This is a genomic window from Polaribacter septentrionalilitoris (assembly GCF_009832745.1).
Classification (GTDB): Bacteria; Bacteroidota; Bacteroidia; order Flavobacteriales; family Flavobacteriaceae; genus Polaribacter; species Polaribacter septentrionalilitoris.
In genome coordinates this window covers 71,884-91,806 of sequence record NZ_VRMJ01000046.1, presented here as the reverse complement: position 1 = coordinate 91,806, position 19,923 = coordinate 71,884, and the positions used below count along the sequence as shown (strand labels likewise).

Below are 19,923 nucleotides of genomic sequence, written 5' to 3'. Positions count from 1 at the left end.
AATAAGGTTAATTTCGTCAGGACAGTTCAGGATGCAATTTTTTGAATAAAAAAGTAATTTTACTTAACTTTTTATATAAAATTATTTCACGATGAAGAAAACCTTGCTTAAAGCTATTTGTTTTACACTCCTATTATTTTTTTCTTTTTTAGCAGAAGCTCAAGTAACCTTAGAAAAAGAGGTTAAAATAACTGATTTAGCGATGTACTTTAATGGGAATAAAGTTCCTATATCTCACACAGGAAATTCAACGACTGGATATGATTTTGTTTATGGTAGAACGCTAACACCTCATGGAGATTGTATAAAAACGTACAAGAATTATGTGTTTATGACTTGGTATCGTGGAGGAAAGCTAGATAGGCATGTAATGTTAACACGTTATAATATGGAAACAGGATCCATGAAAACTATTGAATTTCCACATCAACATAGTGGATATAAAGGTAGATGGTGGATTGGAGAAACTCATAATACTATAGCTGTTGCAGTAAGTCCAATTAACGGAACTGTGCACATGGTTTACGATTTACACGCATACACAAACGGAGGATCTTTTGTTAATGATTATTTCAGATACTCTTACTCCGTAGAAAATGCGGCTGATTTACCAGACGAAGAATTTACGTTAGATAAATTTGTAAAAGATCCATTTGATGGAGATTATAGACACACTACTATGGATGGGGTTAGAAATCCTAGAAAATACGATAGGTTTACTTATCCACAATTCTTTTTAAGTAACGAAGGAGAGCTGTTTTTAACAGCAAGAGATGGTACTTCACATGATGGTGCACAAGCTTTTATAAAATACGATGCAGCTGCAAAAAAATGGGGAGATTTTTACTACTTCAATGCATTAGGTGCAAAAAGTAAAGGAGAAACTCACGATTGGAGTATTTATGGAAGTATGAAATACGTAAATGGTAAAATACGTATTGGTTTTCAACGTAGATTAAGAAATGGAGCTGATAAATATAATGCTCAAAATGGGGTTTACTATGCGTATTCTGATGATCCAACAGGTGCTTCTCAATGGAAGAACCATAAAGGAGAACCCATAACTTTCCCATTAGTAAAAGCAGAAGAAACTTTGGTTTTTGAGTTAGGAGATTCTGTAAAAACTAAGGCAAAAAACATGGTCCATATTGTTGGTGGATTTAACTGGACAGTTACAGATAATGGAGATGTTCATATTATTAGTAAAGTCAAGGATAGAGAAAATAATGTTACTAAAAACTTCCATAGTTATAAACCTGGTAGTTTTGATGATTCTGATGATTTTATCATTACTTCTGATTTTGTAGGGGCATCAAATATTTATACCTCTGGAAACGATGTTTTCGTTATCGGTTTAAATTCTTCTGGAAGACCTTTTGTTGATAGAACCGAAGGAGGAACAAATAATTTTACTAGAGTTTATGAGCAAACAACAGGTAGAACTTTTAACAAAGGTAGAGTACACATTTCTAATGGTAAATTGTATTATTATTTATTAGAAACCAAACCAAATAATAATGATGATGTAAGAACAACCTATTTACAAGTTATAGATCTAAACGTAAGTACAGGATCACAACCTTTTGCTGTAAATTTGGTAACACCATCAGATAATCAAAGTTTTAGAGAAGGAGAAAATATTCAATTGTTTGCTAATGCAACTGCAGACGAAGGAGAAATTACAAAAGTAGCTTTTATGGTTGATGATAACGTATTGCAAGAAGATACAACACAACCCTATTTATTAGATTGGACACCAAGTTCAACAGGAACATTTAAAATAAAGGCTGTAGCTTATAAGACTGGAGGAGAAAGTATAACCTCTTCAGAAGTAACTGTAGAAGTTATAGAGATAGATAAATCAGATTTAATATTTGATACCTATAGATTACAAAATGTTGCTACTGGAAAGTTTTTAACAGATTCAGGCGGAAGTGCTGTTCCTGTAACAATGAGTGATTCTGGAGAAGAAACAAATACCCATTGGACTGTTGTAAAAGCAGGCGAATACTTTAATATTGATAGCGAAACGTTTGGCATACTTAGGGCTCCAGGTTCAGGCTTCGAAAATGCAACGAAACCATTTTTTGTGGTAAGTACAGCTAAAGCCTCGCCAGCTAATGATTCTGACAAAGTTTGGCAAGTTCATTATAATGAAACGGATGATACGTTTCGATTTGAATCTAAAGATAATAAAAGATACCTATATCATAATGTAGATGGTAATGTAACTAATATTGCTGCTGAAGAAACAGATCAAAGAAGTGTTTGGAAAGCCATATCTACCAGTCAAACATTAAGTGCTGAGGAGGTATTAACCACATCATCTCTAAAGATATATCCAAATCCAGCTAAAGAAAACTTTACGATTACTGTACAAAACATAAATAAGATAAAAAAGATAGAAATATATAATATGTTGGGTAAACGAGTGTATCAAAATACACCAAATACCAATACTTTAGAAATAAACAATACTAATTTTTCATCAGGAATGTATCTTATAAATGTTTTATCGGATGATAATAAATCATTTCATTCAAGATTAATCATTAAATAAAAATTAAGCCCAGATAATTATGAAAACAATTACACAGCCAAAATCAACTAAACATTATCGATTGATATTGTTATTATTTACAATATGTAGTCTACTTATCCAGAAGGTTAATTCTCAAGTTACTTTTTTAGAAAGCTCAAAAATAACCGATAAAGCACTTTATTTCTGGAAAGCAGATGATCCAAAACCTTTCCACTATGCAAGAACTATAAATCCCCATGGAAACTGTATGAAAGTGTCCAAAGGTTATGTTTTTTATACGTGGTATAGAGGTGGTTGGGCAGATCGTACTTTAATGATTTCCAGAAAAAAAATAGGAGAAAGTACTTGGGTTCATGTAGCTCTTCCTGCTAAAATGAGTTTAGTGGGTGGTAAAGGAGATACACATTTAACTACAAATGTTGGAATTAGTCCAATAGATGGAACAGTACATTTAATGTTTGATCATCATAATGAAGATTTAAACTACATAAGATCAAAGAAGAATATTGCGTATGCACCCGATAGTGATTTTACAGCAGAAAACTTTTTACCACAACAAAATTATCTAATTCCCGGAAAAAAAGTAACCGGGGTTACTTATCCAGACTTATTTAATAATGATAAAGGAGAGATGTATTTTGAAAGACGTTTAGGTTCCGCTGTTGGAGGAGATATCATTATGACATATTATAATGGAAATACTTGGTCTCCAGAAAAAACCATTATTAGAGGTAGAGGAGCGTCAGTTTCTCAAGGAGAAAGACATTTTGCTTATGGTGAAGCAAAGCTTATAAATGGAAAATTTTATTACGTATACTCTCCTAGGTGGGCAGAATCGCCTACTCGATTAGGTGAAGGTGTACATGTAATGGAGCTTGGGGAAAGGATGGATAGTAAAGCAACGACTGTTGATGGTAAAAGCTACGATTTACCAATTACAGATCACGCTCCTTTTTTAATAGCAAATCCTAGAAGTGTGCCTGATAACGCAGGTTGGGCAGGTGGGCCACAATTGGCAATTTCTCCTAAAAATGATATCTATACGTACATCAACCCAAAAGGAACTAGCCCTTATAATCATCTTAGAAAATCAGGTGAAACAGAGTTTACAGAAGATAGAAACAAAGGTTCTTTAGGTGTTTTTTATGGTAAAAGAATGTATAAATTTTCTATTTCAGGAGGTAATTTTATTGTGAGAAGCACATTAGCAGGAACTTATGATTGGCGTGAAGATTTTAGAAGAAGTATAGGCTTAACTGTAAGAAAAAGCATAACCATTTTGGATGATGGTTATATAGCAGTAGTATTTAGCGAAATAAAGAATAGCCCAGAAATTCCTGTTCATTGTTATGTGTTTAAATTAGAAAAAGAAGAATATACACCACAGACCATAAATTTTAGTGCAATTCCATCAAAAATAGAAAGTGATGCAGATTTTACCTTAGCAGCTACTGCAAGTTCAAATTTACCAGTGTTATATCGTTCATCAGACACCAATATTGCACGTATTGTAGATGGTAATAAAGTTAAGATAATGGGAGTTGGAACTTGTAATATTATTGCAAGTCAACCAGGAAATGGCAATTATGATAGTGCACCAGAAGTATCACAGACTTTAGTTATCAATGCAAATACATCAAAAACTAATCAAACAATTAGTTTTAATACATCAAATAAAAATTATGTTTGGGGAAGTCCAGAAGAAACCCTTAATGCTACAGCTACTTCTGGTTTACCTGTCACTTATGAAAGTTCAGATACAGATGTTGCTGTAATTGTAAATGGTAAACTACAAGTTAAGCGAGCAGGAAAAACAACTATTAATGCCTTACAAGTAGGTAATGCAACATATAATGCAGCACCAATTGTAGGTTATGAACTTACTGTACCGAAAAGAAAACAGGTAATTTCCTTACAAGATATTCCAACAGCTACTTCAGGAGATCCTGCTTTTAAGCTAGTAGCTTCAAGTAATAACCCAGATGCAAAATTACGATTTGTTGCACCCAACAATCAAGTAGTAATTGTATGGAGCAATAATGTAAGGCATCTATTAGGAGCAGGAACAGCAACAGTAACTGTTTCAGATACAGGAAACGAATACTTTACTTCAGCCCAAGTATCAAAAACTATAACCGTAAAAGCAAAAACACATCAAATTCCTACAGAAATAGAAGCAGAACATTATACTACAAAAAAAGGTGTAAATGTAACACGTTGGAGTAATTCTGTATTTTATCTAAACTCTTGGGCAACTAACGATTATGCAGAGTACACCATCAATGTTACTAAAGATGGTACTTATCCATTAGAAATCTTTGCAGCTACTCCCTCAACAGGTAGAAAGCTAAAAATTATGAAAGGGTCAACACTGTTGAAGTCAGTTACCCTTACTAAAACTCCAAATCTGACTAGATTTTTATCTACCAAAACAACAATAACACTTCAAAAAGGAGTACAAAAAATTAGAATTGTTGGAGAAGTAGGTGGTTTTAATTTTGATAGGATGAAAATTGGAAACGTCACTAGTGGTGGGGGTGATACTGGAGGAGGAAACGAAGGATCAGATAATATTTTCTGGTTTAGAAATTTGGCAACAGGCAAATTTCTAGGTGAAGGTGGAGGAAGTGCGCTACCAGTTGTAATGCATAATGAAGCTGGAGATAATGCTACAAGATGGGAAATAACAGAAGTTCCAGCAACAAATTTTGTGAATATAGATAATATGAACACTGGTATTTTACGAGCTACAGGTGGTGGTTTTGTAGCTGGTGCTTACTTCGTTGTAAGTACTACAAAATCCTCACCAGCAGCAGATGCAGATAAAGTATGGACATCCCATTATAATGAAACTGATAAAACTTATCGATTTGAAGCAGGTGCTAGCGGTCGTTTTTTATATTATGGAGAGGATGGAAACGTTATTACAACTTCAGTTCCTGATACAGATGCAAGAAGCAAATGGCAGGTATTACCTACGAGTCAACCATTAAGTGTGTCAAATGAAAAATTATTAGAATCTTCTATGCGAATTTACCCTAATCCTTCATATGGAGAATTTACCATAAAATTCCAAAATGCAGATACTATTAAAAATCTTGAAATTTATAATATCTTAGGAAAACAAGTTTACCAAAACTCTTCTGTAAATACTGTTCTAAAAATAGATAGCGCTAGATTTGCAAAAGGTGTTTATTTAGTAAGAGCTATTTCAAAAGGAAATAAAGCATTTTATTCTAAGTTAATTATAAAATAGTTAATTATCATAAAACCAATAAGCTATAAGAATTATTAAATCAAAAAAAAACAAGGACTCCCTTGTTTTTTTTGATTTTTGTAAAATTACAACTATAGGGTTGGCATTACTATTAGTACACTACAGAATACTTTACTTATTTAATTTTCCAATATTTTAGAACTGTCCTATACAATATGAGCATAAATAGTCCATGATAAAAAATATTGAAATTTACAAATGGCGTTCATCTCATAAAAGTATTATCAGGAGATAATAAGGTGTTTTATACGAAACTAATTATTAAGTAGAAAAGTTTTAAATTCAGAATAGTAAAGAGGTAAAAAAAAGGGATTATCTCTGTTTTTTTATCAAATTTATGGTAATTCAGCATAGTTCAGGATGGTAAACTAGTATGAATAAAACAACTTTACAAGATTGGTGTCTGACCAAAATAAACTAAATTTTAAAAAAGTAATGATAAACAATACTTTTAAATCAATATTACTTATCGTTTTTGCGTTAAGTTTTTTTTCTACAATTGCACAAGATGCACCACCATCTGGTGATGTTTTTAGATTGCAAAATGTTGCTACAGGTAAATACTTAACAGATGCAGGTGCAAGTGCTTCTGCAGTTACCATGTCAGATTCAGGTGAGCAACCAAACACACATTTTAGATTTGTACAAAGTGGTAATTTTTATAATATTGATAGTGAAACTTTAGGAATTTTACGTGCACCAGGAGCAGGTGGCCCAGGAGGAGCTTATGTAGTGGTTAGTACAACTAAAGCATCACCAGCTTCTGATACAGACAAAACATGGACAATATATCATAATAGTGCTAATGATACGTACAGATTCGGATCTAGAATTTCAGGAAGATTTATGTACCATGAGGAGAATGGAACAGTAACTCATGCTGTGGCTTCAGATACAGATGATAGAAGCAATTGGAAACTAATCCCTTATGTGCAAACTCCTGTAGAAATTGCACCTGATGAAGATACTAGCACAGATTTAACTTGTCCATCTTCGGGTGAATTCCAAAATGACAATACTAGAAATGTAGATTTACAAAATTCTGTAAATGTAGGTACAGCAGATGATAGAAGTTGTTACTCAGACTATTCAGAAAGTAATGTTAACGGTAAAACTTGGGGTGTTTATAATATTACTGATGGTTCTAACCATTGGGATGGAACTAGATTACAACCACGAATAGAACGTTCTTTGCCTAGAGCTGGAGAAACTGGTGTTGGAACTTACGTAAGATTCAAAGGGGTTTTTAGAATTTTAGAAGTAGGTGATGGAGGTTCTTTTAGTCAAAACGGAAGTTATTTAGCACAAGCCAAAGGAAAACACTCAGGTGGTGGAGGTTCTAATGATCCTGCAATTCTTTTATATAGAGCACACCCTGTTTATGGAGATGGAATTAACGCTGGCAAACAAGTAGCTTTTGATATATATGCTGAACGTATTTTAGAACGTGGTGGTGAAGGTAGTGGTAGAGAAGTAGTTTTTCTAAAAAGAGTAAATAAAAATGAAGAAGTTGACTTTCAAATGGAAGTAGGTTTTAGGCAAGATCCAAATGATGCAACAAAGAAAATACATTATTGTGATGCAATAATTGGAGGCGAAGCTTTTAATTATAATATTCCTTCACCAGAAAGAGGTTTAGAATCGGGAATAAGATATGGAGCATATAGAGTAAAAGGAGGTAGAGCTCAGTTTAGATGGGCAAATACAACATATGAAAAAGTTGAAGTAAAAGACACTGGAGATACTTTTACGCCATCTGATGATGTTTTCAGATTAAGAAATGTTGCCACAGGTCAATTTTTAACTGATGCTGGTACAAGTGCAACAGCGGTTACTATGACAGATTCAGGGGAAGCTACAAACACACATTGGACCTTTGTTAAATCTGGAAGTTTTTTTAATATAGATAGTGAATCCTTTGGGATAATTCGTGCTTTAGGAACTGGTGGTGTGGTTAGTACATCAAAAGCAGCTCCGGCTCCTGACACAGATAAAATCTGGACGATACATGAAACTGGAACAGAAAATATATATAGAATTGAAGCTAGAAATAATGGAAAATTTTTATATCATGAAGAAGACGGTAGTGTTACTAATATTGTGGCTATTGAAAATGATACAAGAAGTCATTGGGAAACGATACCAACTAGTCAATCCTTAAGTGTTGATGATAATGCATTAAATGTAACTTCTTTAAGAGTTTATCCAAATCCTGCAAAAGATGTATTTACAATTTCATTAAGTAATATGCCAAAAGCAGATATTATTATTTATAATACTTTAGGAAAAACTGTTTACAGAGGAATAACACTAAATGGAAATTTAGAAATTAATAATAATAGTCAGTTTGCTCCAGGTTTATATATGGTAAAAGCTGTTACTAATGATGATAAAATATATCATACTAAATTAATTATTCAATAAAACTTTTGATAACATTAAATTATACAAAGCCAAAAGAATAGTATGTTTCTTTTGGCTTTTTCTTTTTTATGTATCAGGATATAACAGGATAGAGTTCTCATAGTTACTTAATAAATTTCATTTTAATTGAGCAAAATGAAAAGGCGTGATTTTTACAACAATATACAAGAGAAAGAAAAGGTTATTGTATTCATCAATGTAAAAATAGAAATATATAAAGTCAATTAAATTTAATATCTAAGAAACTGTTTTTTTTATGAAAACTCCATTGTTTAAATGTAGATTGTTATTGTTTTTTTTAGTAATTACAAGTTTTTATTCGGTCAACGCACAAAAAAATGTGTTAATTTTTATGGTTGATGATTTAAGAGATGAGTTAAATTGTTACGGTAATACACATATTCAAAGTCCAAATATTGATAAGTTAGCTACAGAGGGAGTAAAATTCAATCAAGCTTATGCTCAACAAGCTATATGTGCTCCATCACGTATGAGCATCCTTACAGGATTAAGACCAGAATCAATAGGTATTTATAGCATTTTTACGCGCTTAAGGTCAAAGCATAAAGATGTTGTTACCATGCCGCAATTATTCAAAAACAACGGTTATAAAACTGTTAGTATAGGTAAAGTATATCATCATGGTATAGATGATAAAAGTAACTGGACAACTTATATTGGTAAAAAGGATAATACATATGTTTTACCTGAAAATGCTGGAATTAAGCCTGCTTATGAAGATGCAGACGTTGATGACGACGTATATAAAGACGGAACAGTAGCAAGAGATGCAATAGCAACTCTAAACCAAGTTAAAGAAAATAAATTTTTAATGGTTTTAGGTTTTAGTAAACCTCATTTACCTTTTAATGCCCCTAAGAAATATTGGGATTTATATAACTTAGATAATATTGAAGTGCCGAGTAGAGATAGACCAACAGACATGTATAGTTTAGCACTAACAAATTATGGAGAGTTACGAGGTTATGATGGAATACCTGATTCTGGAGATTTGAATGATGAGCTTACAAAAAAATTAAGGCAAGGTTACTATGCATGTGTTAGTTACGTTGATGCTCAAGTAGGAAGAGTTATGGATGAGTTAGAGAGATTAGATTTACGAAAAAGCACTATGGTTATTTTTATGAGTGATCATGGTTATAAAATCGGAGAATATGGGTCTTGGAACAAGCATTCTAATATGGAGATTGATACAAAGGTACCTTTAATCATTAGTAGAGAAACAAGTCACGAATCGCGTAAAACAAATGTTTCATCAAATGCATTGGTAGAAAATGTAGATATTTTTTCAACCATCATAGAAGCTTGTAATTTAGAATCTCCTATAGTCGATGGTAAAAGTATGTTACAGCTTATAGATAATCCAGATATGGATTGGAATGATGGGGCTTACTCTTTATACCAAAAAGGGGCTATTATGGGAGTTACTGTTACAGATGGAGAGTGGAGATATACAGAATGGAGAGATGGAACGACACAAGCAATAAATAAAAAAGAGTTGTACTTTCATGGTGTAAGTCAAGTTGCAGATAAAAATTTAGCAAATAAACCAGAGCATTCTCAAGTTCAAGATAGAATGGCTAATTTGCTATACAAAAGATTTCCTTTAGATATGGAGTCGTTCTTTTCTGATAGAAATATTGGCGATAATTCAGGAATATTAAAATTTGAGGTTTCAGTTACTTCTCCAGCAAATAATACTGTTTTTAATTTAGGTGAAGATATTGAGATACAGGCAGAAGCAACAGCAGAAGAAGGTAGTAGTATTTCTCAGGTTGCTTTTAGAATAAATGGCGAAGTTTATCAAACAGATACTACTGCTCCATATTCTTCATCTTGGACACCATCTGTAGCAGGTACTTACACTATAGATGCTATTGCAACTAAAGATGATTCCAGCACTTTAATCTCTGAAAAAAACGATGTTATTATAACAGATCCTGGAACGAATCCCGTTTATCATTTACAAAAATCTAATAGTCCAACCTTTGCAATGGATGCTGGCACAAATGATGACAATGTAAAACTTTGGCAAAGTAATGAGAATGATATTAATCAACAATGGGAAGAGGTACATGTAGAACAAGATTTTTATATGTATAAGAAGCGTAATACAGAATTGTGTTTGGATGCAGGTGATGGTGCTGTAAATAATCAAAATGTGGGATTAAGTGATTGTAATTCTAACAATCAAAATCAACATTTCAAAAAAATAGGATTTGGAGATGGTGAAAATTATCGTTTGCAAAAACGTAACGAGCCTGGGTATTCTATAGATGGAGGTACAGGAGCCAATAATGGACAGAACGTAAAATTATGGGTAAATAGGTCTGCTATTACATCAAATCAAGTATGGGTATTTAAGGCTGTTGGTACTTTGTCAACAAATAATTTCGTTTTAGATAACAATGCTGTTAAAATATATCCAAATCCTGCAAAAGATGAATTTACAATTTCATTATTCAATATTTCAAGTGCAAAAATAATAATTTATAATACTTTAGGGAAAGCTATCTATAAAGGGGAAGCATTAAATGGTACTTTGAATATTAAAAATAATACACTGTTTACTTCAGGATTATATATGGTAAAAGCAATTACAAATGATAATAAAGTATACCATACAAAATTAGTCATTAATTAAAAAAAAAGGTAAGCGTTTAAAAAGCCAGAAGAAATTTATTCTTCTGGCTTTTTATTTTTAGAAAACAGGATAAAACAGGATAGGTTTTAAATACAATATCAATAAGTTTAAAAAATAAAATATAACCCAAATGAAAAGACGTAACTTTCTTCAACTTTCAGCATTTGCAGGTGTTGGTTTAACCTTACCAATGTCAGGATTATTAAACGCTTGTACCAATCACCCAGAACATTCTTTAGAGTTTAAAAACCTGATTACAGATCTATTAAAAGATTGGAGTGACGGAATGCTAAAAGTACAAATCAACAATCCATCCAATTTAGAGGTTCATGGTGCATTGGGATGTCCTTCCTGCTCACATATTCACGGACGTTGTATGGATGCAGTATATCCTTTTTTACATATGGCAGATAAAACTGGCGATGAAAAATATATAGAAGGTGCAAAGTTGGTTATGATTTGGGCAGAAAATAATGTCTCTCAAGAAAATGGAGCTTGGACAGTTATCAAAAATCCAAAATCTTGGAAAGGAATTACCATTTTTGGTGCAATAGCCTTAGCTGAATCATTACATTATCATGGGCATGTTTTAGATGAAGCAACTCGAAAAGCGTGGACAGTTCGTTTAGAAAAAGCGGGTCAATATATTTATGACACATTTACCATAGATTTTACCAATATCAATTACCCAGGAACTGCAGTTTATGGGTTGAATTTAATAGGTGGTGTTGTAAACAGAGATGATTTTAAAGCAAAAAGTAAAAAATTAGCTTCAGAAGTAAAAGCATATTTTACAGAAAATGAAAGTTTGTTATTTGGCGAATGTAAAAAAAGCTCAAGTAAATTAAGTGAAAAAGGCTTACATGGAGTAGATTTAGGTTACAACGTAGAAGAAACTTTAAATAGCTTGGTAATGTATGCTATAAAGGAGAAAGATGATGAATTACTACAAATCTTAACGAAATCCTTAAACAGTCACTTAGAATTTATGTTACCAGATGGAGCTTGGGATAATAGTTGGGGTAACAGAATGTACAAATGGAGTTATTGGGGCAGTAGAACCTGTGATGGAAGCCAACCTGCATTTGGAATGATGTCTCACATTAATCCAGCATTTGGTACAGCAGCAATAAAAAACACAGAATTATTACAAAGATGCACAGCAGATGGATTAATTCATGGAGGTCCTGGGTTTATTGAGGCAGGTATACCACCTTGTGTGCATCATACATTTACACATGCAAAACCATTAGCAGCTTTATTAGACCATTGGGATCATCTACCAGAAATAAATGCAAATGCAAGTTTGCCTAGAGCAACCGCAGATGGTGTAAAACACTTTAAAGATTTAGATGTGTATCTTTTTGCACGTGGAGATTGGAGAGGAACTGTAAGTGCTTACGATGCAGAATATCATTACAAATACGATTTTCGTCAAGCATCAGGAGGTGCTTTAGGAGTGTTATATCATAACAAAGTTGGGCTTTTATGTGCTGCAAGTATGGCAGAATATGCTTTAGTTGAAAAAAATAACCAACAAGTACAACCTAATAAGGATATTTGTTTAACACCAAGAATAGAAACTTTTAAAGATGAGGTTTGGTACACAAACTTATACGATTTGCCAGCAACAGTTGCTTCTAAAGATGAAAATGGAGCGATTGAATTGATCGCTGACGTAAAATTAAAAAATGTAGATAGAAAAGAAGTTGAAGGAACTGCTGCTGCATTTGATATTGGTTATAATTGTACTGCAAATAAAACAGCAATTAAGGTAACCACAAAACAAGAAATTACAGCACAAACTGCTTTTGTTTTGCCAATAGTTTCTCCTTCTAGCGAAGCTGTAACTCAGGTTAGTAAAAATGAAATTACCATTCAAAAGCCAGAAGGTTTGGTTACTATAAAAGCAAATGCTCCAATTAAAACTAAAGAAATGGAAGGTACTAGAACATTTAATATGGTTCCAGGAGTAGAAGCATTGCCTTTAGAAGTATTTTTTGAAGAAGATAGCAAAACACTAGAATTATCGATAACAGTAAGCTAAAAATTTAGATATAACAACAGGGAATTGTTTAGTATAATTCCCTGTTCTGTTATAAAAAAGGAAGTTCAATAAATTAAAAGATATCCTTACTTAAGTTTCTAAATTTACCGGGAGCCCATCCCGTTTTTCTTTTAAATAATCTATTAAAATACATCTCAGACTCAAAGCCCAATTCAAAAGCAATTTCCTTCTGAGATTTTTTGGAATTTAATAACAATTCTTTAGACTTTTCTATTTTTAAACGTAAATAATATTGCAAAGGCGATACTCCTGTTTGTTTTTTAAAATCAATTCTGAATTTAGAATAGCTCACACCCAAATTAGAGGCGATTTCTAAGAGGTCAATTGAACCATTTATATTTTTATACATCATACTTTTTGCACGCGATATCATAGAATTTAAATTATCTAAATTACTACCACCACTCTTAATAGCATGCAATTCTGCCATTAATTGAATGCAAACTCCGGAAGCCACATGTTGATAGCCATAAGTAGCTTCATCAAATAACTTGAAAAGTGTATTAAAATGATGTAAAACAGATGGTATATTGCATTTAGAAACAATAGGTTCATCAGCATTAAAGAAACCATTAGATAAAAATTGATTAGCAATAGCTCCCGAAAAACCAACCCAACGTTCTGTCCAACCCGTACTTTTTTTAGGTTTATAGCGATGCCAAACATCAGGGAATAATAAAAACACATCACCATCAGAAACTTTTATTTTTCCAGTAGCATTGCTCTCAAAAACACCTTCGCCTTTAGTAATAAGCACCAAATGAAATTCATCTAAAACACGTCCCTTATCCCAAGTAAAAATATATTGATCAGGATGATTCATAGATGGATATTCAGCATGTTTACCAATAACATTTCGTCCTAAATTATTTACGTAGAACCCCCATGATTTATCTTTATTAGAAGTAATTAGATATTTTTTATAGTCGTTTTTCATATCATTTTGTGCAACTAATATATCAAATTGTCAATTGAAATAATCACTTTTATCATTGAAATTTACACATTAACAATTAATTAAACTTTTAAACCAGATACCAGTACTTTACAGGATAGTAAATTGTAGTATTAAAAATATATTTACTAGATATTTCAGCTATAAAATCATTGGTGTTTTAAATATCTAGTAAATATAATTTGAATATTGCTGTTATTGTAAAAACTTATGGTTACCTAATAAAATGAAAACTCAAAAATCTTATAATATTAGACTTAAAATAATTTATGCCCTTTTTATATCATTTAAGTTAATTTTTATCTCAAGTTGTACTTTTTCTCCTGATGTAGAAATAAAAAATTTAAAGTGCGAATACCGAACAAATCCGTTGGGTATAGATAATATCGCTCCAAGATTAAGTTGGCAACTTATAAACAAAGATCAAACTAGAGGCCAAAAGCAAACGGCTTATCAAATTTTAGTGGCAAGTTCTTTAGAGAATTTAGATAACAATATTGGTGATATTTGGGATTCTGGAAAAATAGAATCCAATCAATCTGTTAATGTAGAATACGGCGGAAATAATTTGTCATCTGCACAACAATATTTTTGGAAAGTTAAAACTTGGGACGTTTCAGGAAATGTTTCGAATTGGAGTAAGACTGCTCATTTTTCAATGGGTCTTCTCAAACAAGATGATTGGAAAGGCGAGTGGATTTACAAAAAAGATCAAAATAAAAAAGACCATAACTGGTATAGAAAGAATTTTACTTTAGAAGAAAATCCTCAATCCGCATTTATATATGTAGCATCTTTTGGTTATCACGAAGTTTATGTAAACGGAGAAAAAGTGAGTAATGCGGTGATGAATCCTGTATATTCTTTCGTAAAAAAGCGATTGCCGTATCTAACTTATGATATCAAAAAGCACCTAAAAAAAGGAGATAATGTCATTGGAATTTGGCACGCAGCTGGTTGGGCGCGTTGGGGAAGAGTAAAAGCATATTATGATTCGCCTTTTGTGTTTAAAGCGCAGGCAGACATCAAGCTAGGCGATAAAAACATACTACTCAATACGGACGCCTCTTGGAAGTGTAAAAAGAGTTATAGTGCCTATGTTGGACGTTGGGATATTAAAGATTTTGGTGGAGAAGTTATAGATGAACGTCTTCGAGAAGATGATTGGAATATGGCTAACTATGACGATTCTAATTGGCAGAACGCAATAGTTTTTGATAATGATAAAGCCAAAAAAGTTGGTATTTCTAATGTAAATCTAGGACCTAAAGGTGCCATTGTGGTGCCGAGTTCAGACGCAAATCCACCAACAAGTAAAATTACAGCAACTTTAAGTGCTCAAATGGTAGAGCCACAAGTAAAATATAAAGAAATCAACCCAATAGGCGTTCAAAAAGACAAAAAAGGAAACTATGTGGTTGATATGGGCGAAAACTTCACTGGTTTTTTCGAAATGAATTTATTTAACGGAAAAGAAGGAGATACCATTACCTTTAAAATAGCCGATAGAAAAGTTGTAAAATCGTCTTGGAATCAACGTAGTAAATATGTGTTTGATATTACAGGAACAGGGCATTTTACAAATCGTTTTAATTTGGCAGGTGGTCGCTGGGTAACCATTAGCGGAATTAATTACAAACCGGAATTGAAAGATATTAAAGGCTACGTCATTACTAATGATAGAAAACAAATCAGTCAGTTTAATAGCTCTAGCAAACTTTTAAATCAAATTTATCAAGTCAATTTAAATACATACATCGCTAATACTATTGATGGTATTTTGGTAGATTGTCCACATCGTGAACGCCGAGGATGGGGAGAAGTTACTGTAGCTGCTATGTATGGTGATGCATTACCCAACTTTGAAAGTGGGGCGTATATGACACAATACGCACAGTTTATGCAAGATGCACAAGCTGAGGATGGAAAAATGCGAGCGGTAATTAATGGTGATGATTTTGAGTTCTTAATGTGGATGGCAAACAGCCCAATTACCATTTGGGAAACGTATAGAATGTTGGGTGATAAAAAACTACTAGAAAATCATTATCCAACCTTACAAAAATGGATGCATTGGTTGTATGAACATTCTAATTACGAAACAGGAGGTGCACTAAAAATTGGAACACGAGGCTCTTTAGAATTCCCTGGTTTAGGCGATTGGTGTACGCCTAGAGGTAATTTTTGGACGTCTAGCAACTCGCCAGAATCTGCACATTTTAACAATTGCGTATATGCGTTTATGCTAGAATCTGCTTTAAATATTGCTAAAACATTAGATAAAACAGAAGATGCTGAAGTTTATAAAAAACGTTTAGAGGTTCAACGAAAAGCTACACATAAAAATATTTATAATGCTAGTACAGGAAAGTACGGACCAGGATATCAAGTAAATCAAGCATTTGCATTACTTTCTGGTGTTACTCCAGATGCTGAAAAAGAAAAAGTGTACAATAATTTAGTAGATCAAGTACTTTACAAATTTCCGTATTACGATACAGGGAGTTCTGGTCAGGCATTATATACCCGTTATTTTACAGAGCATGGTGAGCGTATGGACTTGATTTATGAGTTATTAAAAGACAAACGCCATCCAAGTTATGGCTATTTTATTGAACAAGGAAAAACGGTTTGGCCAGAGCGATGGTCTGCTATTGGTAACAGTCAAATACATACCTGTTATACCGGCATTGGTGGTTATTTTATAAAAGGGTTTGCAGGAATTCGTCCAGATACTGAAAAACTGGGAATGCAACATTTTATAATAAAACCTTCACCTGTTGGCGATTTAAAATTTGCCAATACAAGTTATCAATCTATGTATGGAAATATTGTTGTAAATTGGAAAAAAGATAAGAAAAGTGCCACATTTCATATTGAAGTTCCTGTAAATACATTAGCAAAAGTATATATTCCTGCAACTAAAAAAGAAGTTGTCTTAGAAGGTGAAGGTTTAGCAGAACAATCAAAAGGAGTTACCTATATTGGCTCAGAAAAAAGTGATGCTGTAGGGAATTATATCATCTACAAAGTAGGTTCTGGAGTCTATAATTTTAAAGTAGCAGAATTACCAGAAGTTAATTATCCAGATCCTATAGATCAGCCAGATAATTTGGCATTAATTGGACGTATGAATGCCTCTTCAATGACCATTCAATCAGAGAAATTGCCAGTTTTTGAAGCGTTTAGAGCAAATGATGAAAGTTTAGAAACGCATTGGAAATCTAAAACTACATCAAACGAATGGTTGGAGATTGAATGGTTTAAACCACAAACATTTAATACAGTAGTTCTTCAAGAAAAAGGAAATAATATTTCAAAATATACCATACAATATTTTGAAAATGGTAAATGGAAAGATATTGCAAATGGAACTTCCTGTGGGTCTAATAGAACTCATGAGTTTAAAGCAATTACTGCATCAAAATGTAGGTTGATGATATCAGAAGCAAAGCAAAAACCAATGATTTCTGAATTTCAGATTTATAAGAAATAAATAAAAAATAGAGCATAAACTATCTAATGAAACTTAAAGTCCTTTTAATTTTAGTGTCTTTTATAATATCAACTAAAGATACTTTCGGTCAATCCAAAGAATCTACTATCAGTTGGGATAAGGCTGATTGGATAGGATACACCAAAGACAATCGATTAGAAAAAAGGTCTACAAGAGATTTTGTTAGAAATCAGCCTCCAATGGATATCAATACTTGGCAACCAACTGTAAAAGAGTTGAAAGCTGTAAAACGTAAAGCACATCCATCAGTATTACTTAGAAAATCATTTGCGGTAACCAAAGAAATTGCATTTGCAGAAATTGCAATTTGTGGTTTAGGATTGTATGAATTACATCTTAATGGAAATAAAGTTGGAGACAGAGTGCTAGATCCTGCACAAACGTCTTATGATAAACGCGCTTTTTTTGTGCGTCATAATGTTACAAAACTTTTAAAAGAAAATAACGGATTAGGAATTATGTTGGGCAATGGTTTTTATGGGCAAAATATTGCCTTTTGGCCAGGGCTTAATTATGGCAAACCACGTGCCATTTTGGTGCTCAATATAAACTATAAAGATGGTTCATCAGAACAAATTGTAACCGATAAAAGTTGGAAAGCTCATAACAGTCCAATTCTTTTTGATAACATTTTTCACGGAGAAACTTATGATGCCAGAAAAGAAATTAAAAATTGGTCTAGTTCTAATTACACAGATACTACTTGGAATTCTGTAGAGCTAATGGAAGGTCCAACTACTAACTTATTGGAGCAGCAATTGGAACCTATGAAAAAGGTTCGAAAAATTTTACCAGTCGCAATTTTACCAGCAGAAAAAGGTTGGATAATTGATATGGGGAAAAATATGACAGGTTGGTTGCAAATAAGGGTTCAAGAAAAGGAAGGCACTGAAATAAAAATGCGTTTTTCAGAGCATTTAATGCCTGATAAACAAAATATCGATCCAGCATCAACAGGAATTCACGTTACCGGAAACACACAAACAGACATTTACATTTGTAAAGGCGATGGTGAAGAAACTTGGGAGCCTCGTTTTACATATCACGGATTTCAATATGTGCAAATAGAAGGTTTACAAAAGAAACCGACCTTAGACCAATTTATAGGTTGGTTAGTTCGTACAGATGTAGAAAGAATAGGAACGTTTACATGTTCTAATGAACAGATTAATAAATTCTACGAAACATCTATGTTAACCATAGAAGACAATATTCAAGGTTTGTTAAGTGATTGTCCACATCGTGAACGTTGTGCGTGGATGGGAGATGCCTATGTAGTTGCAGAAGCTGCAAGTTTTAATTTTGATTTACAACGTCTATGGCAAAAAACAACAGACGATATGCAAACCGTTTTGGGCGTTTCTAAAGCACATTTTAAAGATCCTTTTCCTTATGATAAAAGAGCGCCTGCTAATGTCTCTGTTGGTAAACGTTTGAACTTGCAAGCAAGACCAGATTGGGGTGCAGCTACAGTAATGATTCCTTATTTTTCATATGTCTATTATGGAGATACAACGATTGTAAAAAAATCTTGGAATATGATGGAAGGTTGGATGGCGTATTTAGATGAAAAGGTACAAGAAAAAGGCATTATAAACGGTGGTTATGGAGATTGGTGTCCTCCAGGAGGAAATACACAAATGGATACTCCACCAGCTCTAACATCAACAGCATTGTATTATCAATCTTTAGTAGCGATGCAAAAAATGGCCATTTTATTAAATAAAGATGTAATTGCTGCTGAATATGGACAAAAAGCAATATTTGTTAAAGAAGCTTTTCATAATGAATTTTTCAACGAAGAAACCAATTCTTATGGTTCTCAAACAGGAAATGCCTTTGCATTATATTCAGAATTAGTTCCTAAAAAGAAAAAGCAACTAGTTGCAGATAATTTGGCGCAACTTATTATGAAAGATAAAGGTGGACATTTTACCACAGGAATTTTTGGACATCGTGCTTTGTATACAATGCTAAATGATTATGATCATAGTGAAGTAACCAAACATTTATGGGAAATTACAGATTATCCTAGTTTAGGTTTTGTGACTGAGGAACATAATTTAAGCACCTGGCCAGAATTGATTGCCAATTGGGATAAATCAAAACGCTATTATCGTAATTCGTTTAACCATCCTATGAATAGTGGTTTTGCTGCTAGTTTTCACGAAAGTTTAGGAGGAATTCGTCCTGATGAAAACAATCCAGGGTTTCAAAAATTTTATTTACAACCTACTTTTTTAGAAGGTTTAGATTGGTGTGAAGTGTCTTATAAATCCCCACAAGGAAAAATTGAAAGTAACTGGAAGAGAAATTCAGAAAGTATTATTTGGTCAGTCACAATTCCAGAAAATTCAGTTGCAATGGTAAAATTACCATTGTATAATTCAAAAAAAATTAAATTAAATAATAAAAAAGTTAAAAGCAATAGGTTTGAGTTAACCTCAGGTAAATATGATATAATTATTAAATAAT

Annotated in this window: 8 protein-coding genes; 7 read left to right on the top strand and 1 reads right to left on the bottom strand. The window is 32.8% G+C overall.

Going from position 1 to position 19,923, the window contains the following annotated elements:
• Positions 1–91: 91 nt before the first annotated feature.
• From FP421_RS14455 to FP421_RS14435, 5 genes are all read left to right on the top strand, one after another.
• Positions 92–2,560: a BNR-4 repeat-containing protein gene (locus FP421_RS14455; RefSeq protein ID WP_159951831.1), complete on the top strand. Its 2,469-nt coding sequence runs from the start codon at positions 92–94 to the stop codon at positions 2,558–2,560.
• Between the two features lie 19 nt (positions 2,561–2,579).
• A complete protein-coding gene (locus tag FP421_RS14450) occupies positions 2,580–5,798 on the top strand; it encodes a BNR-4 repeat-containing protein (protein WP_159951830.1) in 3,219 nt (1,072 codons plus the stop codon).
• A gap of 456 nt (positions 5,799–6,254) precedes the next feature.
• Positions 6,255–8,243 (top strand): T9SS type A sorting domain-containing protein, encoded by a 1,989-nt coding sequence (locus FP421_RS14445; RefSeq protein ID WP_159951829.1) that lies wholly within the window; start codon positions 6,255–6,257, stop codon positions 8,241–8,243.
• A 256-nt stretch (positions 8,244–8,499) separates the two neighbouring features.
• Complete coding sequence (locus tag FP421_RS14440; RefSeq protein ID WP_159951828.1) at positions 8,500–10,908, top strand: sulfatase-like hydrolase/transferase; 2,409 nt, start codon at positions 8,500–8,502, stop codon at positions 10,906–10,908.
• Between the two features lie 130 nt (positions 10,909–11,038).
• Complete coding sequence (locus FP421_RS14435) at positions 11,039–12,955, top strand: eukaryotic translation initiation factor 4E family protein (RefSeq protein ID WP_159951827.1); 1,917 nt, start codon at positions 11,039–11,041, stop codon at positions 12,953–12,955.
• A 73-nt stretch (positions 12,956–13,028) separates the two neighbouring features.
• Here FP421_RS14435 and FP421_RS14430 read toward each other — a convergent pair whose 3' ends face one another.
• Positions 13,029–13,913 (bottom strand): AraC family transcriptional regulator, encoded by an 885-nt coding sequence (locus FP421_RS14430; protein ID WP_159951825.1) that lies wholly within the window; start codon positions 13,911–13,913, stop codon positions 13,029–13,031.
• A gap of 244 nt (positions 13,914–14,157) precedes the next feature.
• Between FP421_RS14430 and FP421_RS14425 the strand changes: the two genes are divergently transcribed.
• Both FP421_RS14425 and FP421_RS14420 read left to right on the top strand, forming a co-directional pair.
• A complete protein-coding gene (locus FP421_RS14425; protein WP_159951823.1) occupies positions 14,158–17,427 on the top strand; it encodes a family 78 glycoside hydrolase catalytic domain in 3,270 nt (1,089 codons plus the stop codon).
• A gap of 26 nt (positions 17,428–17,453) precedes the next feature.
• Positions 17,454–19,922, top strand: coding sequence for a family 78 glycoside hydrolase catalytic domain (locus FP421_RS14420; protein ID WP_159951821.1), 2,469 nt, complete (start codon positions 17,454–17,456; stop codon positions 19,920–19,922).
• The last annotated feature ends 1 nt before the right edge of the window (position 19,923 follow it).

Coding starts and splice junctions, on each gene's coding strand:
- FP421_RS14445 (WP_159951829.1), top strand. CDS start 6,255: ATGATAAACAATACTTTTAAATCAATATTACTTATCGTTTTTGCGTTA.
- FP421_RS14440 (WP_159951828.1), top strand. CDS start 8,500: ATGAAAACTCCATTGTTTAAATGTAGATTGTTATTGTTTTTTTTAGTA.
- FP421_RS14450 (WP_159951830.1), top strand. CDS start 2,580: ATGAAAACAATTACACAGCCAAAATCAACTAAACATTATCGATTGATA.
- FP421_RS14455 (WP_159951831.1), top strand. CDS start 92: ATGAAGAAAACCTTGCTTAAAGCTATTTGTTTTACACTCCTATTATTT.
- FP421_RS14435 (WP_159951827.1), top strand. CDS start 11,039: ATGAAAAGACGTAACTTTCTTCAACTTTCAGCATTTGCAGGTGTTGGT.
- FP421_RS14420 (WP_159951821.1), top strand. CDS start 17,454: ATGAAACTTAAAGTCCTTTTAATTTTAGTGTCTTTTATAATATCAACT.
- FP421_RS14430 (WP_159951825.1), bottom strand. CDS start 13,913: ATGAAAAACGACTATAAAAAATATCTAATTACTTCTAATAAAGATAAA.
- FP421_RS14425 (WP_159951823.1), top strand. CDS start 14,158: ATGAAAACTCAAAAATCTTATAATATTAGACTTAAAATAATTTATGCC.